We start from the raw sequence: 18,472 nt of genomic DNA on the forward strand, positions 1-18,472 counted from the left end.
GGGCGCTCTTCAGAGCAACCATTACAGCTGCGCAAAGCAGCGCCGTGCCGCAGCAACGGTGCGCTCAATATCTTCCGGCGTATGCGCCAGCGACATAAAGCCCGCCTCATAAGCGGATGGGGCCAGGTAGATCCCCTCATCCAGCATCAGATGGAAGAAACGCTTAAAACGCTCTGTGTCACAGCGGGTGACATCTGCGTAGCAGGTTACGCTGGCAGCATCGGTAAAGAACAGACCAAACATGCCGCCCACGTGGTTAACCACCAGCGGAATATTTTCTGCCTGTGCGGCAGCCAGCAGGCCTTCAGCCAGCTGGGTGGTGCGTTCGGTCAGCGTGGCGTGCGTGCCTGGCTGGGCGATCTGTGTCAGGCAGGCGAAGCCGGCTGCCATCGCAATCGGGTTACCTGACAGCGTGCCCGCCTGGTAGACCGGGCCGGTGGGTGCCAGCGCGTCCATCACGTCACGGCGGCCACCAAATGCGCCGACCGGCATGCCGCCGCCGATGATTTTACCGAGACAGGTCAGGTCAGGCGTCACGTTGTAGTAGGCCTGGGCGCCGCCCAGCGCCACGCGGAAACCGGTCATTACCTCATCGATAATCAGCAGGGCGCCAAATTCATCGCACAGCGCGCGCAGGCCCGGCAGGAAATCAGGCTGTGGCGGAATACAGTTCATGTTGCCGGCGACCGGTTCCACAATAATACAGGCGATATCGTCCGGATACTGTTCAAACGCCGCGCGCACGGAGGCGAGATCGTTATAGGTGCAGGTCAGGGTATGGCGGGCAAAATCAGCCGGCACGCCAGGAGAGTTCGGCTGACCCAGCGTCAGCGCACCGGAACCCGCTTTAACCAGCAGGCAGTCGGCATGGCCGTGGTAGCAGCCTTCAAATTTAATAATTTTGTCGCGATGGGTGAAGCCGCGTGCCAGACGGATGGCGCTCATGGTCGCTTCCGTACCGGAGTTCACCATACGCACCATATCCATGCTCGGTACCAGCTCGCACACCAGCTCCGCCATTTTTACTTCCATTTCCGTCGGCGCACCAAAGCTCAGGCCACGCGCAGCAGCCTCAATGACCGCATTGCGAATGGTCGCGTTGTTGTGACCCAGTACCATCGGGCCCCACGAACCGACATAGTCGATATAGGCTTTACCATCTGCGTCATATAAAAAGGCACCGTCGGCGCGTTCAATAAACAGCGGTACGCCGCCAACACCGGTAAACGCGCGCACCGGGGAGTTCACGCCGCCGGGAATAAGACGTTGCGCTTCGGTGTACAGATTTTCTGACTTACTCATGGTTCGGCTCCAGCTGTTTGGAAAAAATCTTCCCGCCATTCTACGGGAAGATGCCGCGACGGTGAACCGTCACGCGGCGCGCAGCCGGGGCCTCGCGCACTCAGGGTTTAAACTGTAGTTCATTTCAGGGGCACACAGTGTCAAGGGCGCTACTTGATTGCACCGGGCGGCTGGCAGATAATAGCGTGATTAAGGTTGTTTTCTGACCTGGACGTTTACCCGGAGTAAAACATGAGTGATGACGTAGCAGCGCTGCCCTTGCAGTTTACCGATGCAGCAGCCAACAAAGTAAAAAATCTGATTGCGGATGAAGAGAATCCGGCGCTGAAACTGCGCGTCTATATCACCGGCGGCGGTTGCAGTGGCTTCCAGTACGGTTTTACCTTTGATGACCAGATGAACGATGGTGATATGACCATCGAAAAGCAGGGCGTATCGCTGGTAGTGGATCCGATGAGCCTGCAGTACCTGGTGGGCGGATCGGTGGACTACACCGAAGGTCTGGAAGGTTCGCGCTTTATTGTTACCAACCCCAATGCTAAAACCACCTGCGGCTGTGGCTCCTCTTTCAGCATCTGATGCCGATCTGGCTGCCGTTCCGGCAGCCAGTCCTACCACTCAATAGTGACTAATTGTGTTGTGTCGTGCCGGCGCGCATCGCCGGTGAGCGTCTGCCGGGAAATACGCGGCTGAGCGCCGCTGCCGCCGCCGCAGTCAGCGGCGGGCAGCCCGGGTGCACCGGCGGATGAGACAGTGCAGCGTGACACGATAGTCAGCGACACCGCAATCGAGCCGGTGGTGCCTGCCGCCGTGGCGGACGCAGCGCCCGCCAGCATGATGGCCAGCAGCACAGCTCGGGTCATGATTAATTCCTGGTGTAGTCAAAAGCGCGTTGCGCTAAAAGGGCACAGAGCTTACGTGGCTGCCGTGCCTGCTTTCTTAATTGTCGACAAATACCGGCTGAACTTTATGCGTTTACGCTTATTTTTTTACCGGATGCAGAACAGAGCAGAGCTGCTGCGCCGCCAGCAGCAGGCGCGGACCGGGACGGCTCAGCCAGTCAGGGTTGATGGCAATCACCGGGACGCTGAGCTGCGGCTGCCAGAACCGGAGGACGCTGGCGGCCTGAGCGGTATCACCGCCGATAACAATCGCCTGCGGCTGCCGTGTCAGCACCTGTTCCCGGCTGACCTGCGGCCAGCTTACCCTGCTGTCGGCAAAAATATTCTGCCCGCCGCACAGCGTAACGATCTCATTTTGCAGCGTATTTCGTGAAGCGGTAAACAAAGGCTGTTGCCCGAACTGCAGAAACAGCGCCACCGGGTCAGCGTGCCGGTAGCGCTGGCGCAATGCCGCCGCCTGTGCCCGCAGCGCCTGCGCCGCTGAAACAGCCTGTTCCGGCTGCGGGCTCCAGCGCGCCAGCGACTGCACGACATCAATCATCTCATCCAGGCTTTGTGGATCAATCCATATCACATTGACGCCAGCATGCTGCAGCTGCTCAATCTGACGGGCCGGATTACCGCCACGCCACGCCAGTACCACGTCCGGTTTCAGTTGCAGCACCTTCTCAATCCCGATGCCCTGCCAGTTCGCCACCTGTGGCAGCGTCCGGGCAGCGGATGGATAGTCGGACCAGGCGCTGACCGCCACCGGTGTGATACCGGCGGCAAAGGCCATTTCTGTAAGATGCGGAGCGAGGGTAATAACGCGCGGAGCAGCAAAAACCAGGCCGCTGCAGAGCAGCAGCAGCCCGGTGAACAACCACTTAGCCATGCGTCAGCCGGGCCAGCAGGCGTTCTGTCATCAGGGAGGATTGTCGGGCTGCCACGCTGAGAAACTCATCAAAACTCAGGTGGGATGTTTTATCGGCCACGTCAGAGATCGCGCGTACCACCACAAACGGTACGTTAAACTGATGACAGACATGGCCAATGGCGGTGGCTTCCATCTCCACGGCGATCGCCTGCGGGAACAGCGAGCGGATGCGGGCTAAAGGTTCTGCACCGTTGATAAACGCGTCACCGCTGACCACCAGCCCGCGCACGGCGTTCAGCTGAAGCTCGCTGATCGTCTGCTCTGCGGCCGTAACCAGCTGGCTGTCCGCTACAAACGCTTCCGGGCAGCCTGCCATCTGGCCCGGCACATAGCCAAAAGCCGTGACGTCGGCATCGTGGTAGCGAACTTCATCGGATACCACGATATCCCCGACCTGCAGCGTCGGCGCAAGGCCGCCCGCGGAGCCGGTATTGATCACCAGATCGGGTTTGCAGAGCTGCAGCAGCAGGGTTGTGCCCAGCGCGGCAGCCGTTTTCCCGATTCCTGATTTCAGCAGGGCAACCTCAACACCATTCAGGGTACCGGTATAGATCTCACAGCCGGCCAGCTTCAGCGTCTGACGGTTTTCAATTTTGTCACGCAGCAGGGTAACTTCCTGCTCCATCGCGCCAATAATGCCTGCTTTCATAAAGAATCTCGCTGTGTTTATAGATGTTTAAGAGGAAACTGAGGCATAGTCTATCATGGCTTCAAAGCGATGAATTCACCAAAAAGAGGGCCCGCTATGGTGGCGATTAATTTCAGGAAGAAGATCGGTTTCACGCGCCCTTATACCAGCCGTAAAGCGCCGGAAGGCGAATACGCGATTACCCGCCATTTTGAGAGCGATCGCGGCCGGATTATTAACTCCGCCGCTATCCGCCGGCTGCAGCAGAAAACCCAGGTATTTCCGCTGGAGCGTAACGCAGCGGTGCGCTCGCGGCTGACCCATTCGCTGGAAGTCCAGCAGACCGGGCGTTACATCACCAAAGAGATCCTGCATACCCTGAAAACGCAGGGCGGCGGGCTGGAGCTGTATGGCCTGGACGGTTTTGAAGGCGCTGCGGAGACGCTGGTCGAGATGGCCTGTCTGCTGCATGACGTCGGCAACCCGCCGTTTGGTCATTTTGGCGAAGCGGCGATTAATGACTGGTTTGAAGATAATCTGCCGGCAGAACTGGTCGATCCGCTGGTTGCCGGCGTGGCCAGCGACGAGCAGCAGGCTGACTTTAGCGAACTGAATGCAATGATTCGTCAGGATCTGTGCAATTTTGAGGGGAATGCGCAGGCGATTCGGCTGGTCCATACGCTGCTGCAGCTTAACCTCAGCTATGCACAGGTCGCCTGCATTCTGAAATATACCGCGCCTGCCTGGTGGCAGGGGGAGAAGCCGGCTGAATTCAGCGTATTGATGAAAAAACCCGGCTTTTATCTCTCTGAACGGGAATATATTGCAGAGCTGCGCGCCGCCACCGATCTGGCAGAACATCATCGCTACCCGCTGACCTGGATAATGGAGGCGGCTGATGATATTTCATACTGTATTGCCGATCTGGATGACGCCGTTGAAAAAGCAATATTTACCGTGGATACGCTCTATCACGCGCTGGTCAAAGCCTGGGGGCCGCTTATTCCCGGTGATGCATTTAGCCGCACCATTGGTGAAGCCTGGAAAGAGGCGAATCAGAAAAAACGGCGCAGCATCAGCGACCAGTTTTTTATGTCACTGCGAGTCAATGTGCAGAATCTGCTGGTGGGTCACGCCGTGCGGCGCTTTGTTGATAACCTGCCGGCAATTTTTACCGGCAATTTCAATCACGCCCTGCTGGAAGATGACGGTGATGAAGGGCGCCTGCTGAAGCTGTTTAAAACCGTGGCGCGCCAGCAGGTATTCAATCATCCTGAGGTAGAGCAGCTGGAGCTGCAGGGCTACCGGGTAATTAAAGGTCTGCTGGAAATCTATCAATCGCTGATGCAGCTCGATTATGAGCAATTTACTACGTTAATGAATGACGATTATCTGGCGGGTCATCCTATTGAAACGCGCCTGTTTCATAAACTTTCCGGCAAACACCGAAAAGCATATCAGCAGCAGATGCGTGCGCGCATTGTAGAACATAAATATCAGCGGCTGTTGTGGGAGCGCTATTATCGCTTTCGTCTTATTCAGGATTATATCAGCGGCATGACAGATAATTACGCATGGGATGAATATCGCCGGATGATGGCAGTAGAATAGGGCCAGTTTTGTAAAGATGACGCATAAATATTTACCTTTAGGCAAAACTTTATCGTCTTTTTTGCGTATAAAATTTATCTCCGTTATGACGGCCACAGCAATGGTCAGGCTGCAACTTTCAGAGAGAAAAAACGAATGAAAAAAAACAGATTGATGCTGAGTGCGCTGGCACTGAGTCTGAGTATGGCGTGCGCGCCTGCTGCAGTGTTTGCCGCTGAGACGGCTTCCTCCTCCAGTCAGCAGCTGCCAAGCCTGGCACCCATGCTGGAAAAAGTGATGCCTTCCGTGGTGAGCATCAACGTTGAGGGCAGTACGGCGGTAAACACCCCGCGTATGCCGCAGCAGTTCCAGCAGTTCTTTGGCGATAATTCACCGTTCTGTCAGGATGGATCCCCGTTTCAGGGATCGCCGCTCTGCCAGGGCGGCGGTGCAGATGAGGGCGCACCCGGCAATGCACCAAAACAGCCATTCCGCGCGCTGGGTTCCGGCGTCATTATTAACGCTGAAAAAGGCTACGTGGTTACCAATAACCACGTAGTGGATAACGCCACAAAAATTCAGGTTCAGCTCAGCGATGGTCGCCGCTATGAAGCTAAAATAATCGGTAAAGATCCGCAGTCTGATATTGCCCTGATCCAGCTGCAGGATGCTAAAAACCTGACCGCCATTAAAATGGCCGATTCCGATACGCTGCGGGTAGGCGACTACACCGTTGCCATTGGCAATCCCTATGGGCTGGGTGAAACCGTGACCTCCGGCATTGTCTCTGCGCTGGGACGCAGCGGCCTGAATGTGGAAAATTATGAAAACTTCATTCAGACCGACGCCGCCATTAACCGCGGTAACTCGGGCGGCGCGCTGGTTAATCTGAACGGCGAGCTGATTGGTATTAACACGGCTATTCTGGCACCGGATGGCGGTAACATCGGTATCGGCTTTGCTATTCCCAGCTCGATGGTCAAAAACCTGACGGCGCAGATGGTGGAGTTTGGTCAGGTAAAACGCGGTGAGCTGGGGATCCTTGGTACCGAGCTGAACTCAGAACTGGCGAAAGCGATGAAGGTTGATGCCCAGCGCGGCGCCTTTGTCAGCCAGGTACTGCCAGGTTCTGCGGCGGCAAAAGCAGGCGTAAAAGCCGGCGACGTAGTGGTTTCACTGAATGGCAAGCCGCTGAGCAGCTTTGCTGCCCTGCGTGCCGAAGTGGGCTCGCTGCCGACGGGCACCAAACTGCAGCTGGGTCTGCTGCGCGAGGGTAAATCTCAGAGCGTGACAGTTGAGCTGCAGCAGAGTACCAAAGACAAAGTACAGTCGGCGACTATTTACACCGGTATTGAAGGCGCCGATCTCAGTAATGTGGAGAGCAATGGCCATAAAGGCGTGCGCGTTGACAGCGTGAAAGCAGGCAGCGCGGCCGCGCGTATCGGCCTGAAGAAAGGTGACATCATCCTCGGGGTTAACCAGCAGGCGATCAGCAACCTGGGCGAACTGCGTAAAATCCTCGACACGAAACCGCCTGTACTGGCGCTCAACATTCTGCGCGGCGACGCGTCGCTTTATCTGCTGATGCAGTAATTCCCGGTGCATAAACAGGGCGGGCTGCGGCTCGCCTTTTTTCTTTTGTGCGCCCGGTAACATTTCCCGCAATCTCTCCGCCACTATGTGCAATTGCACAATGTCAGCAGCCATCAGGATGCGTATTCTGTCGGTTTGCCTCTTGCTCAGGAAGTGATCCATGGCAACTTCTCATCTTGATGCGCGTCTGGCGCAGGATATCGTTGCGCGCACCATGAAAATTATCGACAGCAATGTCAATGTGATGGACGCGCGCGGGCGCATCATCGGCAGCGGCGACCGTGAACGTATCGGCGAGCTGCATGAGGGCGCGCTGCTGGTACTGTCGCAGGGCAGGGTAGTGGATATCGATGAAGCGGTAGCCAAGCATCTGCACGGTGTGCGGCCTGGCATCAACCTGCCGTTGCGTATTGAAGGCAGTATTGTGGGCGTTATCGGGCTGACCGGAGAACCTGCTGCCCTGCGGCACTATGGTGAACTGGTCTGCATGACGGCAGAGATGATGCTGGAGCAGGCGCGGCTGCTGCATTTGCTGGCGCAGGATAGCCGCCTGCGTGAAGAGCTGGTGCTCAACCTGATCCGCAGTGACACGCTCTCGCCAACCCTGAACGAATGGGCGCAGCGGCTGGGCATCGATCTTAACCAGCCACGCGTGGTGGCGGTGGTGGAAGTGGATAGCGGCCAGCTCGGTGTGGACAGCGCAATGTCAGAGCTGCAGCAGCTGCAAACGCTGCTTACCACACCGGATCGCGATAACCTGATCGCCATTGTATCACTGACGGAGATGGTGGTACTGAAACCCGCGCTGAACGCTCACGGCCGTTACGATCACGACGATCACCGCCGGCGCGTTGACCAGCTGCTGCAGCGCATGAGAGAAAGCGGCCAGGTGCGCATGCGGATTGCGCTGGGCAATTATTTTCCAGGTCCGGGCGGCATTGCGCGCTCGTGGCGTACAGCCCGCACCACTATGTCAGTGGGTAAGCAGCGTATGCCGGAGCAGCGCAGTTTTTTTTATCAGGATCTGGTGCTGCCGGTACTGCTCGACAGCCTGCGTGGCGGCTGGCAGGCCGGTGAACTGGCACGCCCGCTGGAAAAACTCAGAAGCATCGATACCAACGGTTTATTGCGGCGAACGCTGCTTGCCTGGTTCAGCCATAACGTACAGCCTGGCGCCACGGCACGCGCGCTGTTTATTCATCGCAATACGCTGGAGTATCGCCTGAACCGGATTTCAGAGCTGACCGGGCTGGATCTCGGTAATTTTGACGATCGGCTGCTGCTGTATGTGGCGCTGCAGCTGGATGAACAGGCATAAAAAAGGCCAGCTGCGCTGGCCTGAAAGCGGTCAGTAAACCGATCAGCGACTGTTGCGGGTCAGCTGATCGAGATCGGATTCAATTTCAGCGATCTTATTTGAGACCACGCTCTCCAGATGGCGCAGATCGTCGAGGATCTTGCGCTTCAGATCCACTTCAACCCGATCGCGCTGGCAAATCTGATCCAGCTCATCGATAACATACCGCAGGTTAGGGCTGATCTCCTGAATTTCACGGAAACCCTGACCGTTATGCTCGGCCACCACGGTTTTGCGCTGGCGCGGATATTTGAATTTCACGCTCTTGGCGAAAAACTCACCTTTATCTTTGCGGAAATAGATTTTCAGGATGTCATTGTTCGCTTCCTGACGCAGACTGTAACGATCGATGTCTTCAGGATTGCTGATACCTAAGCTTTTCAGGTTGTCATACATGGCGTTTAAATTCCCTCTGAGAGTGAGTGAGCGCGCAGACATGTCATCAATCGTTCCAGGCTGGATCCGGAACGCTTACGGCATACTTATAAACTTTAGACGAAAAACCGGGTCAGACAGTGCGCGTACGGCATTAACTGGCGCGGATTATGAACTGTTTGAAAAGTAAACGCACCAGTTAATTTGCGGCGCAAAACAGGTTATATCAGGCAGGCTGTAAAGAAAAAATGACGGCACTGTTTCCGGTACCGTCATCAGAAGAAGAATAACGCCGGGAGGTTAATCGATGGTACGCAGCAGTTCGTTGATACCCGTTTTGCTCAGCGTTTTAGCATCCACTTTTTTCACGATTACCGCGCAGTAGAGGCTGTAGCTGCCATCTTTCGACGGCAGGTTGCCAGAGACCACCACTGAACCGGCCGGAACGCGACCATAGTGCACTTCACCGGTTTCACGGTCGTAAATTTTAGTGCTCTGCCCGATGTAAACGCCCATCGAGATCACTGAGCCCTCTTCGACAATCACACCCTCAACGATTTCAGAGCGTGCGCCGATAAAGCAGTTATCTTCAATGATGGTCGGGTTAGCCTGCAGTGGCTCCAGCACACCGCCGATACCCACGCCGCCGGAAAGATGCACGTTTTTGCCAATCTGAGCACACGAGCCCACGGTGGCCCAGGTATCAACCATGGTGCCTTCATCAACAAAAGCCCCAATGTTGACGTAAGAGGGCATCAGCACGGTGTTACGCGCAATATAAGCGCCCTGGCGCACGGCCGCAGGCGGCACTACACGGAAACCTGCCGCTTTGAAACGCGCGTCATCCCAGCCGGCAAATTTCATCGGGACTTTGTCATAGAAGCGGGTTTCAGCCCCTTCCATAACCTGATTGTCATTGATGCGAAACGACAGCAGCACCGCTTTTTTCAGCCACTGATGCGTTACCCATTCGCCATCGATTTTTTCAGAGACGCGCAGCTCGCCGCTATCCAGCAGGTCAATCACCTGATTGATCGCATCACGGGTGGCACTGTCGACGCTGGCGGGCGTGATGTCAGCACGGCGCTCAAAGGCGGATTCAATAACGCTCTGTAACTGTTGCATAGCTATTTCCTGAGTCTGTCATACGGATGCCCGGACGTGTCCGGACAGGATTCAATTTATCTGTGCAGTGTGATTCAGGACACTTTATCGTTTGGATTAAGGGCCTCTGTCAACCGTTGTTGTAACACATCACGCATTTCTGCATTCAGCGCACGCCGTTCGCTGTTGGCAAGGATAAAGAGATCCTCGACCCGTTCGCCAATGGTGCTGATGCGCGCGCCGTGCAGCGATACGCCAAGATCGGCAAACACTTCGCCCACCCGGGCCAGCAGACCCGGCTGATCGAGCGCGATCAGCTCCAGATAACTGCGCCGGTCAGTGTGGGTCGGCAAAAATTTCACCTCGGTATCCACGCTGAAATGTTTCAGGCGGGCAGACTGGCGTCGGGTGCGCGGCGGCACCCACTCCTGCTGCGTAATCGCCTGCTGCAATGCCTGAATAATCAGCGGGTGGCGATCGGGTGACAGCGGGCTGCCATCCGGCTCAAGAACGATAAAGGTGTCCATTGCCATGCCGTCGCGGCTGGTGAAAATCTGCGCATCGTGCACGCTCAGATTACGGCGATCGAGTTCACCCGCTACGGCAGCAAACAGATAGGGGCGATCCGGGCTCCAGATAAAAATTTCCGTGCCGCCGCGCGTCGCCTGCGGGCTGACCAGCACCAGCGGCTGGCTGAGGTCATGGTCAATCAGATGACGGGCATGCCACGCCAGCTGATTAGGCGTATGGCGCAGAAAATAGTCGGCGCGGCAGCGGCTCCAGATATGGTGCAGCCGCTCTTCATTAAGGTTCTCCATGCGCAGCAGCGCCAGCGCCTGCAGACGATGGTGGCGCACCCGCTCGCGCAGATCCGGGCTATTTTCCATGCCGCGTCGCAGCTGCTTCTCGGTAGCAAAAAACAGCTCGCGCAGCAGGCTCTGCTTCCAGCTGTTCCACAAACTCTCATTAGTGGCGCAGATATCGGAGACGGTGAGGCAGACGAGATAGCGCAGGCGGTTCTCATTCTGCATTACCTCGGCGAACTGCTGGATCACCGTCGGGTCCTGAATATCGCGGCGCTGAGCCGTGACTGACATTAGCAGATGATGACGTACCAGCCAGGCCACTAACTGGGTTTCACGGGAGTTGAGGTTGTGCAGCTCAGCAAACTCCAGCGCATCCTGCGCGCCCAGGATTGAGTGATCGCCGTTGCGGCCTTTGGCAATATCATGGAGCAGCGCTGCCATCAGCAGCAGCTCCGGCTGCGGCAGGCGGGGCCAGAGTTCCACACACAGCGGATGCTTTGGCCGGGTGCTCTCATCGGCAAAACTTTCCAGCTTCTGCAGCACGCGAATCGTGTGCTCATCCACCGTATAGGCGTGAAACAGGTCAAACTGCATCTGCCCGACCACGTTGCCCCATAGCGGCGTATAGGCGGAGAGTACGCTATGACGATGCATTGGCAGCAGCGCGCGTTTAACCGCGCCGGGATGGCGCAGAATCGCCATAAAGGTGCGTCGCGCCTCAGCAATCTGGCACAGCGGCTGCTGCAGATGGCGGCGCGCATGGCGCAGCTGGCGCAGGGTGGTGGAGTAGATCCCGCTAATCGAGGCGTTGCGTACCATGACATAAAACATGCGCAGAATGGCCTGCGGCTCGCGCTGAAACAGATCCGGATCGCGCAGGTCGATCAGATCGCCGCGTAGCTGAAAATCATCATCCAGCGCGCGCGGCTTTTCGGTCGCTGGCAGCGCAAGAATCGCTTCATCAAACAGCTGCAGCAGCATCTGGTTCAGCTCGCTGATGCGGCGCGTTACGCGGTAGAAATCTTTCATCATGCGCTCAACCGGCTCATTGCCTTCGCCGGAGTAGCTGAGGCGATGCGCTACGGTCAGCTGCCGATCAAAAAGCAGGCGGTTGTCGTAGCGCGGCAGCGTCAGATGCAGCGCGAAACGGATACGCCAGAGAAATTCCTGACACTCGTTGATTTCATTGCGTTCCGCTTCGGTCAGAAAGCCAAAGCCCATCATCTCATCCATCGTGGTGGCACCAAAATGGCGACGCGCCACCCACTGCAGCGTATGAATATCGCGCAGGCCGCCCGGACTGCTTTTGATATCGGGTTCGAGATTGTAACTGGTGCCGTGGTAGCGCTGATGACGCTCCTGCTGCTCTTCAATTTTGGCAGCGAAAAAACGTGACGAGGGCCAGAAGCCTTCGCTGAAAATATTTTTCTGCAGTTCAAGAAACAGCGCGACGTCGCCGGTCAGCATACGCGACTCAATCAGGTTGGTCGCCACGGTGAGATCGGATAACCCCTCAAGCAGGCACTCCTCAAGCGTGCGCACGCTGTGTCCCACTTCAAGCCGCAGGTCCCACATCAGCGTGATCAGTTCAGAGGTGCGCTGTGCGGCTGCTTCATTGAGCGGCTGACGACTGAGGATCAGAATGTCGATGTCTGACAGCGGATGCAGCTCGCCACGGCCATAGCCGCCTACCGCCACCAGCGCCATATCGCTTAGCGTATCAAAACCAAAAAAACGCCACAGTCGTCGCAGCAGGCGATCGATAAATAGCGTGCGCGTATCGATCAGCGACTCCACATCGCTGCCGGCATCAAAAGCGAGGCTCAGCGCGTGCTGAAACTGTTCCAGCGCGGCTTTCAGCTGCTCACGCGTCAGGGCGTCGTCGGCCCAGCCGGCAGGTGAATCGGTGAGAATTTTGTGTACTGCCTCGGTCACGTTACCGCTCATCAACATGCCCCTTCGCGCATTAAAAAGCCGGCATTAAGCCGGCTCGGTGTGTAGCAGAGAGAGGATTATACGTTTTCCAGCCGCGCCGGAATGATGTCATCCTCACGCAGCGTCAGAATCTCACAGCCAGTTTCCGTCACCACAATAGTATGCTCATACTGCGCGGACAAGCTGCGATCTTTGGTTTTCACCGTCCAGCCATCCTTCATAGTGCGGATGCGGTAATCGCCTGCGTTGACCATCGGCTCCACGGTAAACGTCATGCCGGCCTGCAGTACCACGCCGCTGTCGTCGGCGTCATAGTGCAGCACCTGCGGCTCTTCATGAAAGCCTTTGCCGATCCCGTGACCGCAATATTCACGCACCACAGAGAAATCCTGCGCCTCAACGTATTGCTGAATCGCACGTCCCAGCTCACGCAGGCGGATGCCCGGCTTCACGAGACGCAGAGCGATATAGAGGCTCTCCTGCGTCACGCGGCAGAGGCGCTCGCCGAGGATAGTGGGCTTGCCGACGATAAACATCTTTGAGGTGTCGCCGTGATACTCATCTTTGATGACGGTGACATCGACGTTCACGATATCGCCGTCTTTCAGAACGCGGTCGTCGCTGGGAATACCGTGGCACACCACTTCGTTTACCGAGATGCAGACCGATTTAGGGAAGCCGTGATAGCCCAGACAGGCAGAAACCGCCTGCTGCTTCTGCGTAATGTGCTCGTGGCAGAGGCGATCAAGCTCACCGGTGGTCACACCCGGCACAACGTGAGGGGCGATCATTTCCAGCACTTCCGCAGCCAGACGGCCCGCCACGCGCATTTTTTCGATTTCGTCAGGAGTTTTAATTGAGATAGCCATGAATTTTTCCGCAATCGCCGAAATTTTCGACAATAATGAGTTCTGTGGCAGTCATGTTAGCAGGCAGCAAATGGGCTGCCAAATCGGGATTGCCGCACACGTTTTGCGCTAACAACCGCTGGCGTATTTATACCTGTTATGGTATAAAGCGCGCCGACGATTCTCTGCTGCCTTACGAATGCGAGACGGCAGGAAGCGCATAAATCTCATTATGTGTACTAAAACACACATGTATCGACACATACGCCGGGGTGCCTTGAAAGAGGTCGGTTGTATGGGATACATGGAGGCCCAACCCCAAACATACTTTAGAGGTAATCATGGCAACTGTTTCCATGCGCGACATGCTCAAGGCTGGTGTTCACTTCGGTCACCAGACCCGTTACTGGAACCCAAAAATGAAGCCATTCATTTTTGGTGCACGTAACAAGGTTCACATCATCAACCTTGAGAAAACTGTACCAATGTTCAACGACGCTCTGGCTGAGCTGCAGAAGATCTCTTCTCGCAAAGGTAAAATCCTGATCGTTGGTACCAAGCGCGCTGCTGCTGAAGCGGTAAAAGAGTCAGCTCTGAGCTGCGACCAGTTCTTCGTTAACCACCGCTGGTTAGGTGGTATGCTGACTAACTGGAAAACCGTTCGTCAGTCAATCAAACGTCTGAAAGATCTGGAAACTCAGTCTCAGGACGGCACGTTCGACAAACTGACCAAGAAAGAAGCACTGATGCGTGCTCGTGAGCTGGCCAAGCTGGAAAACAGCCTGGGTGGTATCAAAGACATGGGCGGTCTGCCAGATGCGCTGTTTGTTGTTGATGCTGACCACGAACACATCGCAATCAAAGAAGCAAACAACCTGGGTATCCCGGTATTTGCTATCGTTGATACCAACTCTGATCCAGATGGCGTTGATTTCGTTATCCCTGGTAACGACGATGCGATCCGTGCTGTAAGCCTGTACCTGACTGCTGTTGCCACTACCGTGCGCGAAGGCCGTTCACAGGATCTGGCTGAGCAGGCTGAAGACGCGTCTTTAGAAAACGCTTAATAAGGATTGCTCTTTCTGAGAGCCCTTAGACATCAGATGTTATCTGTATAAGGGGCCGCACAGGCCCCTTTTATTTATCTCCGTCTGTCGCGCTCCCTGTTACGGGCTGGCGGGGCAGAGTAAATTTTCCGCAACAGGTTTCTGCGCGTGCCCACGCACCCGGAAACGAACCGAGGATTCTGGAATGGCTGAAATTACCGCTGCATTGGTAAAAGAACTGCGTGAGCGTACTGGCGCAGGCATGATGGACTGCAAAAAAGCGCTGACTGAAGCGAACGGCGACATCGAGCTGGCAATTGAAAACATGCGTAAGTCTGGCGCAATCAAAGCTGCGAAAAAAGCGGGTAACGTTGCAGCTGATGGCGTGATCAAAACCAAAATCGTTGAAGGCTACGGCGTGATTCTGGAAGTTAACTGCCAGACTGACTTCGTTGCTAAAGATGGCGGTTTCCAGGCGTTTGCTGACAAAGTTCTGGATGCGGCAACTGCCGGCAAAATCACCGACGTTGAAGCGCTGAAAGCACAGTTCGAAGAAGAGCGTGTTGCACTGGTTGCTAAAATTGGTGAGAACATCAATATCCGTCGTGTAGCAGTACTGGAAGGTGCTCAGCTGAACAGCTATCAGCACGGCGCGCGTATCGGCGTTCTGGTTTCTACCACTGCTGCTGATGAAGAGCTGAGCAAGCAGATCGCAATGCACGTTGCGGCGAGCAAGCCAGAATTCGTTAAGCCAGAAGATGTTTCTGCTGACGTGGTTGAGAAAGAGTACCAGGTACAGCTGGATATCGCGATGCAGTCTGGTAAGCCAAAAGAGATCGCAGAGAAGATGGTTGAAGGCCGCATGAAGAAATTCACCGGCGAAGTCTCTCTGACTGGTCAGGCTTTCGTTATTGACCCAAGCAAAACTGTTGGTCAGGCGCTGAAAGAGAAAGGCGCAGACGTCATCAACTTCATCCGCTTTGAAGTGGGCGAAGGCATTGAGAAAGTTGAAACCGACTTTGCAGCTGAAGTGGCTGCGATGTCCAAACAGTCTTAATGAATGACCGGAACCGCCGCGAGGCGGTTCTTTTTTGTCTGCGTTTTGACGCAGTGATTTTCAGTCTCATCCCAATAGCTTTTTTGACGCGCTAAGCGGATGATTCACCAGATTTAACTTCTCATTCATCTTATCCTCCAGGAAGAATTGACCATGGCGACCAACGCAAAACCTGTATACCAACGTATCTTACTGAAACTGAGCGGCGAGGCCCTGCAGGGTGCCGAAGGTTTTGGTATCGACGCGAGCGTGCTTGACCGCATGGCGCAAGAGGTGAAGGAGCTGGTTGAGCTGGGCATCCAGGTAGGTGTGGTGATTGGTGGTGGCAACCTGTTCCGCGGCGCAGGTCTGGCTCAGGCGGGCATGAACCGCGTAGTCGGCGACCACATGGGCATGCTGGCGACCGTCATGAACGGCCTGGCGATGCGTGATGCGCTGCACCGCGCCTATGTGAACGCACGCCTGATGTCTGCCATCCCGCTTAACGGCGTCTGTGATAACTACAGCTGGGCCGAAGCGATCAGCCTGCTGCGTAATAACCGCGTGGTGATCTTCTCTGCGGGTACCGGCAACCCGTTCTTTACCACCGATTCTGCGGCCTGCCTGCGCGGCATTGAAATTGAAGCGGACGTCGTATTGAAGGCGACGAAAGTAGACGGCGTCTACTCAGCCGATCCGGTTAAAAACCCGGACGCGACGCTGTACGATCAGCTCAGCTACGCTGAAGTGCTGGAAAAAGAGCTTAAAGTTATGGATCTGGCCGCCTTTACGCTGGCGCGCGACCACGCGCTGCCGATTCGCGTCTTCAATATGAACAAGCCTGGTGCACTGCGTCGCGTGGTGATGGGTGAAAAAGAAGGCACCCTGATTACGCATTAATATCCGATGCAAGGTAAAATAAGGTATATTCTGATAGCGCAGTGCCTGACGCTGCGCCACTACCTGACATAATCGCTGTTGCAGGCGGCTTATGCGTCAGCAGCAGGTAGCAGGATGATCGATGTTTATCGATACCAGTTCCGACGCGTGCGGAAATGGCCAGGTCAAACCGAATCCAAGGGTTTTAACGTGATTAACGATATTAAAAAAGATGCCGACACACGCATGGATAAGTGCGTGGAAGCATTCAAAAGCACCATCAGCAAAGTGCGTACCGGCCGTGCTTCACCTTCACTGCTCGACGGCATTGTGGTGGAATATTATGGTACACCTACGCCACTGCGTCAGCTCGCCAGCGTGACGGTAGAAGATTCCCGTACGCTGAAAATCAACGTGTTTGACCGCTCTCTGGGCCCGGCCGTTGAAAAAGCGATCATGACGTCTGATCTCGGCCTGAATCCAAGTTCAGCCGGTACCGATATCCGTGTTCCGCTGCCAGCGCTGACAGAAGAGCGTCGTAAAGATCTGATCAAAATCGTACGTGGCGAAGCAGAGCAGGGACGTGTTTCCGTGCGTAATGTTCGCCGTGACGCCAACGATAAGATTAAAGCGCTGCTGAAAGATAAAGAGATCAGCGAAGATGACGAACGTCGTTCACAGGATGAAATCCAGAAAATGACCGACCTTCACATCAAGCACGTTGATGCTGCGCTGGCTGAAAAAGAGAAGGAGCTGATGGACTTCTGAGTCTGTCAGCCCGGTCTGTATCTGCTGGAGGCAGGTGATTGCCTGCCTGTAACAGATATAAAACGCCGTTCAGAGCCGTATTCGTACCGAATGCACTCTGGCGGCGTTTTACATTGTGCCTGGCGCCGTTGCGGGCACCCATGATGACTTCACAGGGATAGCATGATGAAGCGATTAACCCTTCTGGGATCCACCGGCTCAATTGGCACCAGTACACTGGCGGTTGTGGCCGCGAATCCTGAACTTTATCAGGTCACTGCGCTGGTAGCAGGGCAGAATGCCGCGCTGATGGCTGAGCAGTGTCACCAGTTCCGGCCGCGCTATGCAGCGATGTCTGATGAGACTGCCGCTGCCGACCTGCGTGAGCGACTGAAAGCACTCAACGTTGATACCGAAGTGCTCTCCGGCGTTCAGGCAGCCTGCGAGCTGGCGGCGCTGGATGATGTTGATCAGGTGATGGCGGCGATTGTCGGCGCATCGGGCCTGCAGCCGACGCTGGCAGCAATTCATGCCGGGAAAACCGTACTGCTGGCCAACAAAGAGTCACTTGTCACATGCGGCCGCTTGTTTATGGAGGCGGTGCGTCAGCATCAGGCGCAGCTGCTGCCGGTTGATAGCGAGCATAATGCCATTTTTCAGAGTTTGCCCGCTTCCATACAGCATCAGTTGGGGTACGCTGATCTGCGGGAGAACGGGATCGACTCGATTCTCCTTACGGGATCGGGTGGTCCTTTTCGTGACACGCCACTGGCAGATCTGGCTACAATGTCGCCGGATCAGGCCTGTGCGCATCCGAACTGGTCGATGGGGCGCAAAATCTCCGTTGATTCGGCCACTATGATGAATAAAGGTCTTGAATACATTGAAGCCCGCTGGTTGTTCAACGCCACTGACGCGCAAATGGAGGTCATCCTGCACCCGCAGTCGGTGATCCACTCTATGGTGCGTTATTGTGACGGCAGCGTGCTGGCGCAGCTGGGCTCGCCTGATATGCGCACACCGATTGCTCACAGCATGGCATGGCCTGCACGCATCGCCGCTGGCGTTACGCCGCTTGATTTCACCCGAATGAAAGCACTGACGTTTGCTGAACCCGATTACGTGCGCTATCCCTGCCTGAAGCTGGCAATTGATGCGTGTACTGCAGGGCAGGCGGCCACGACGACGCTGAATGCAGCAAATGAAATCGCGGTAGCAGCGTTTCTGCAGCATCAGATTCGCTTTACCGATATTGCCGCCCTCAACAGCGAAGTACTGGGGACGCTCAGTTGTCCGGAGCCCGCCAGTATTGATGATGTGCTGGAAATCGATCGGCTGGCGCGGCAGCGTGCAACGGCATTGCTGTCACGCGTCTCTCTGGCTGGCTGATAGCCCCGCTATTTGTTCG

The 18,472-nt window shown here is 55.8% G+C and carries 17 protein-coding genes; 9 read left to right on the plus strand and 8 right to left on the minus strand.

From position 1 onward, the window contains the following. Positions 1–21: 21 nt before the first annotated feature. Positions 22–1,302, minus strand: coding sequence for a glutamate-1-semialdehyde 2,1-aminomutase (hemL, locus tag B3041_RS13425; protein ID WP_065650099.1), 1,281 nt, complete (start codon positions 1,300–1,302; stop codon positions 22–24). Between the two features lie 231 nt (positions 1,303–1,533). Here hemL and erpA point away from each other — a divergent pair, with 231 nt between their 5' ends. Continuing rightward, entirely contained in the window at positions 1,534–1,881 is a 348-nt protein-coding gene (gene erpA / locus B3041_RS13430; protein WP_039382693.1) for an iron-sulfur cluster insertion protein ErpA, read from the plus strand. A 32-nt stretch (positions 1,882–1,913) separates the two neighbouring features. Here the strand turns inward: erpA and B3041_RS13435 are convergent, their stop codons facing one another. The 3 genes from B3041_RS13435 to mtnN form a co-directional block, all read right to left on the minus strand. Then, entirely contained in the window at positions 1,914–2,165 is a 252-nt protein-coding gene (locus B3041_RS13435) for a hypothetical protein (protein ID WP_065650098.1), read from the minus strand. Between the two features lie 118 nt (positions 2,166–2,283). Next, a complete protein-coding gene (btuF, locus tag B3041_RS13440; protein ID WP_292975560.1) occupies positions 2,284–3,078 on the minus strand; it encodes a vitamin B12 ABC transporter substrate-binding protein BtuF in 795 nt (264 codons plus the stop codon). Then, complete coding sequence (mtnN, locus tag B3041_RS13445) at positions 3,071–3,769, minus strand: 5'-methylthioadenosine/S-adenosylhomocysteine nucleosidase (protein WP_065650096.1); 699 nt, start codon at positions 3,767–3,769, stop codon at positions 3,071–3,073. Before mtnN ends, btuF begins: the two co-directional genes overlap by 8 nt. Positions 3,770–3,865: 96 nt before the next feature. On the opposite strand from mtnN, the gene dgt reads away from it, so the two are divergent. The 3 genes from dgt to B3041_RS13460 all read left to right on the plus strand — a co-directional run bounded on the left by dgt (position 3,866) and on the right by B3041_RS13460 (position 8,249). Continuing rightward, positions 3,866–5,359 (plus strand): dGTPase, encoded by a 1,494-nt coding sequence (gene dgt, locus B3041_RS13450; protein ID WP_292975565.1) that lies wholly within the window; start codon positions 3,866–3,868, stop codon positions 5,357–5,359. A gap of 135 nt (positions 5,360–5,494) precedes the next feature. Beyond that, a complete protein-coding gene (degP, locus tag B3041_RS13455; protein ID WP_065650094.1) occupies positions 5,495–6,931 on the plus strand; it encodes a serine endoprotease DegP in 1,437 nt (478 codons plus the stop codon). A 160-nt stretch (positions 6,932–7,091) separates the two neighbouring features. Then, positions 7,092–8,249 carry a CdaR family transcriptional regulator gene (locus tag B3041_RS13460; protein ID WP_065650093.1) on the plus strand — a complete coding sequence of 386 codons (1,158 nt, stop codon included), beginning with the start codon at positions 7,092–7,094 and terminating at the stop codon, positions 8,247–8,249. A gap of 42 nt (positions 8,250–8,291) precedes the next feature. On the opposite strand, the gene B3041_RS13465 is transcribed toward B3041_RS13460, so the two are convergent. From B3041_RS13465 to map, 4 genes are all read right to left on the minus strand, one after another. Next, entirely contained in the window at positions 8,292–8,684 is a 393-nt protein-coding gene (locus B3041_RS13465) for a DUF3461 family protein (protein WP_065650092.1), read from the minus strand. A gap of 279 nt (positions 8,685–8,963) precedes the next feature. After that, positions 8,964–9,788, minus strand: coding sequence for a 2,3,4,5-tetrahydropyridine-2,6-dicarboxylate N-succinyltransferase (dapD, locus tag B3041_RS13470; protein WP_065650091.1), 825 nt, complete (start codon positions 9,786–9,788; stop codon positions 8,964–8,966). A 74-nt stretch (positions 9,789–9,862) separates the two neighbouring features. Beyond that, positions 9,863–12,520, minus strand: a complete 2,658-nt coding sequence (gene glnD / locus B3041_RS13475) for a bifunctional uridylyltransferase/uridylyl-removing protein GlnD (RefSeq protein WP_292975578.1) — start codon at positions 12,518–12,520, stop codon at positions 9,863–9,865. Between the two features lie 65 nt (positions 12,521–12,585). Next, positions 12,586–13,377, minus strand: coding sequence for a type I methionyl aminopeptidase (map, locus tag B3041_RS13480; RefSeq protein ID WP_292975581.1), 792 nt, complete (start codon positions 13,375–13,377; stop codon positions 12,586–12,588). Between the two features lie 320 nt (positions 13,378–13,697). On the opposite strand from map, the gene rpsB reads away from it, so the two are divergent. The 5 genes from rpsB (at position 13,698) to ispC (ending at position 18,453) form a co-directional block, all read left to right on the plus strand. Beyond that, complete coding sequence (rpsB, locus tag B3041_RS13485; protein WP_039382724.1) at positions 13,698–14,423, plus strand: 30S ribosomal protein S2; 726 nt, start codon at positions 13,698–13,700, stop codon at positions 14,421–14,423. Between the two features lie 184 nt (positions 14,424–14,607). Beyond that, positions 14,608–15,459, plus strand: coding sequence for a translation elongation factor Ts (gene tsf, locus B3041_RS13490; RefSeq protein ID WP_065650088.1), 852 nt, complete (start codon positions 14,608–14,610; stop codon positions 15,457–15,459). A 153-nt stretch (positions 15,460–15,612) separates the two neighbouring features. Continuing rightward, a complete protein-coding gene (gene pyrH, locus B3041_RS13495; protein WP_039382729.1) occupies positions 15,613–16,338 on the plus strand; it encodes a UMP kinase in 726 nt (241 codons plus the stop codon). A 189-nt stretch (positions 16,339–16,527) separates the two neighbouring features. Then, positions 16,528–17,085: a ribosome recycling factor gene (gene frr, locus B3041_RS13500; RefSeq protein WP_065650507.1), complete on the plus strand. Its 558-nt coding sequence runs from the start codon at positions 16,528–16,530 to the stop codon at positions 17,083–17,085. 165 nt (positions 17,086–17,250) lie between these two features. Continuing rightward, complete coding sequence (gene ispC, locus B3041_RS13505; protein WP_206099917.1) at positions 17,251–18,453, plus strand: 1-deoxy-D-xylulose-5-phosphate reductoisomerase; 1,203 nt, start codon at positions 17,251–17,253, stop codon at positions 18,451–18,453. Positions 18,454–18,472 lie beyond the last annotated feature (19 nt).

This window comes from Pantoea sp. UBA4549, assembly GCF_002387285.1.
Classification (GTDB): Bacteria; Pseudomonadota; Gammaproteobacteria; order Enterobacterales; family Enterobacteriaceae; genus Pantoea; species Pantoea borealis.

What these genes read in the sequence shown, in the direction of transcription:
- btuF (WP_292975560.1), bottom strand. Translation starts at nt 3,078, where the DNA reads ATGGCTAAGTGGTTGTTCACCGGGCTGCTGCTGCTCTGCAGCGGCCTG.
- ispC (WP_206099917.1), top strand. Translation starts at nt 17,251, where the DNA reads ATGAAGCGATTAACCCTTCTGGGATCCACCGGCTCAATTGGCACCAGT.
- degP (WP_065650094.1), top strand. Translation starts at nt 5,495, where the DNA reads ATGAAAAAAAACAGATTGATGCTGAGTGCGCTGGCACTGAGTCTGAGT.
- pyrH (WP_039382729.1), top strand. Translation starts at nt 15,613, where the DNA reads ATGGCGACCAACGCAAAACCTGTATACCAACGTATCTTACTGAAACTG.
- hemL (WP_065650099.1), bottom strand. Translation starts at nt 1,302, where the DNA reads ATGAGTAAGTCAGAAAATCTGTACACCGAAGCGCAACGTCTTATTCCC.
- B3041_RS13465 (WP_065650092.1), bottom strand. Translation starts at nt 8,684, where the DNA reads ATGTATGACAACCTGAAAAGCTTAGGTATCAGCAATCCTGAAGACATC.
- B3041_RS13460 (WP_065650093.1), top strand. Translation starts at nt 7,092, where the DNA reads ATGGCAACTTCTCATCTTGATGCGCGTCTGGCGCAGGATATCGTTGCG.
- dapD (WP_065650091.1), bottom strand. Translation starts at nt 9,788, where the DNA reads ATGCAACAGTTACAGAGCGTTATTGAATCCGCCTTTGAGCGCCGTGCT.
- rpsB (WP_039382724.1), top strand. Translation starts at nt 13,698, where the DNA reads ATGGCAACTGTTTCCATGCGCGACATGCTCAAGGCTGGTGTTCACTTC.
- B3041_RS13435 (WP_065650098.1), bottom strand. Translation starts at nt 2,165, where the DNA reads ATGACCCGAGCTGTGCTGCTGGCCATCATGCTGGCGGGCGCTGCGTCC.
- glnD (WP_292975578.1), bottom strand. Translation starts at nt 12,520, where the DNA reads ATGAGCGGTAACGTGACCGAGGCAGTACACAAAATTCTCACCGATTCA.
- map (WP_292975581.1), bottom strand. Translation starts at nt 13,377, where the DNA reads ATGGCTATCTCAATTAAAACTCCTGACGAAATCGAAAAAATGCGCGTG.
- erpA (WP_039382693.1), top strand. Translation starts at nt 1,534, where the DNA reads ATGAGTGATGACGTAGCAGCGCTGCCCTTGCAGTTTACCGATGCAGCA.
- tsf (WP_065650088.1), top strand. Translation starts at nt 14,608, where the DNA reads ATGGCTGAAATTACCGCTGCATTGGTAAAAGAACTGCGTGAGCGTACT.
- mtnN (WP_065650096.1), bottom strand. Translation starts at nt 3,769, where the DNA reads ATGAAAGCAGGCATTATTGGCGCGATGGAGCAGGAAGTTACCCTGCTG.
- dgt (WP_292975565.1), top strand. Translation starts at nt 3,866, where the DNA reads ATGGTGGCGATTAATTTCAGGAAGAAGATCGGTTTCACGCGCCCTTAT.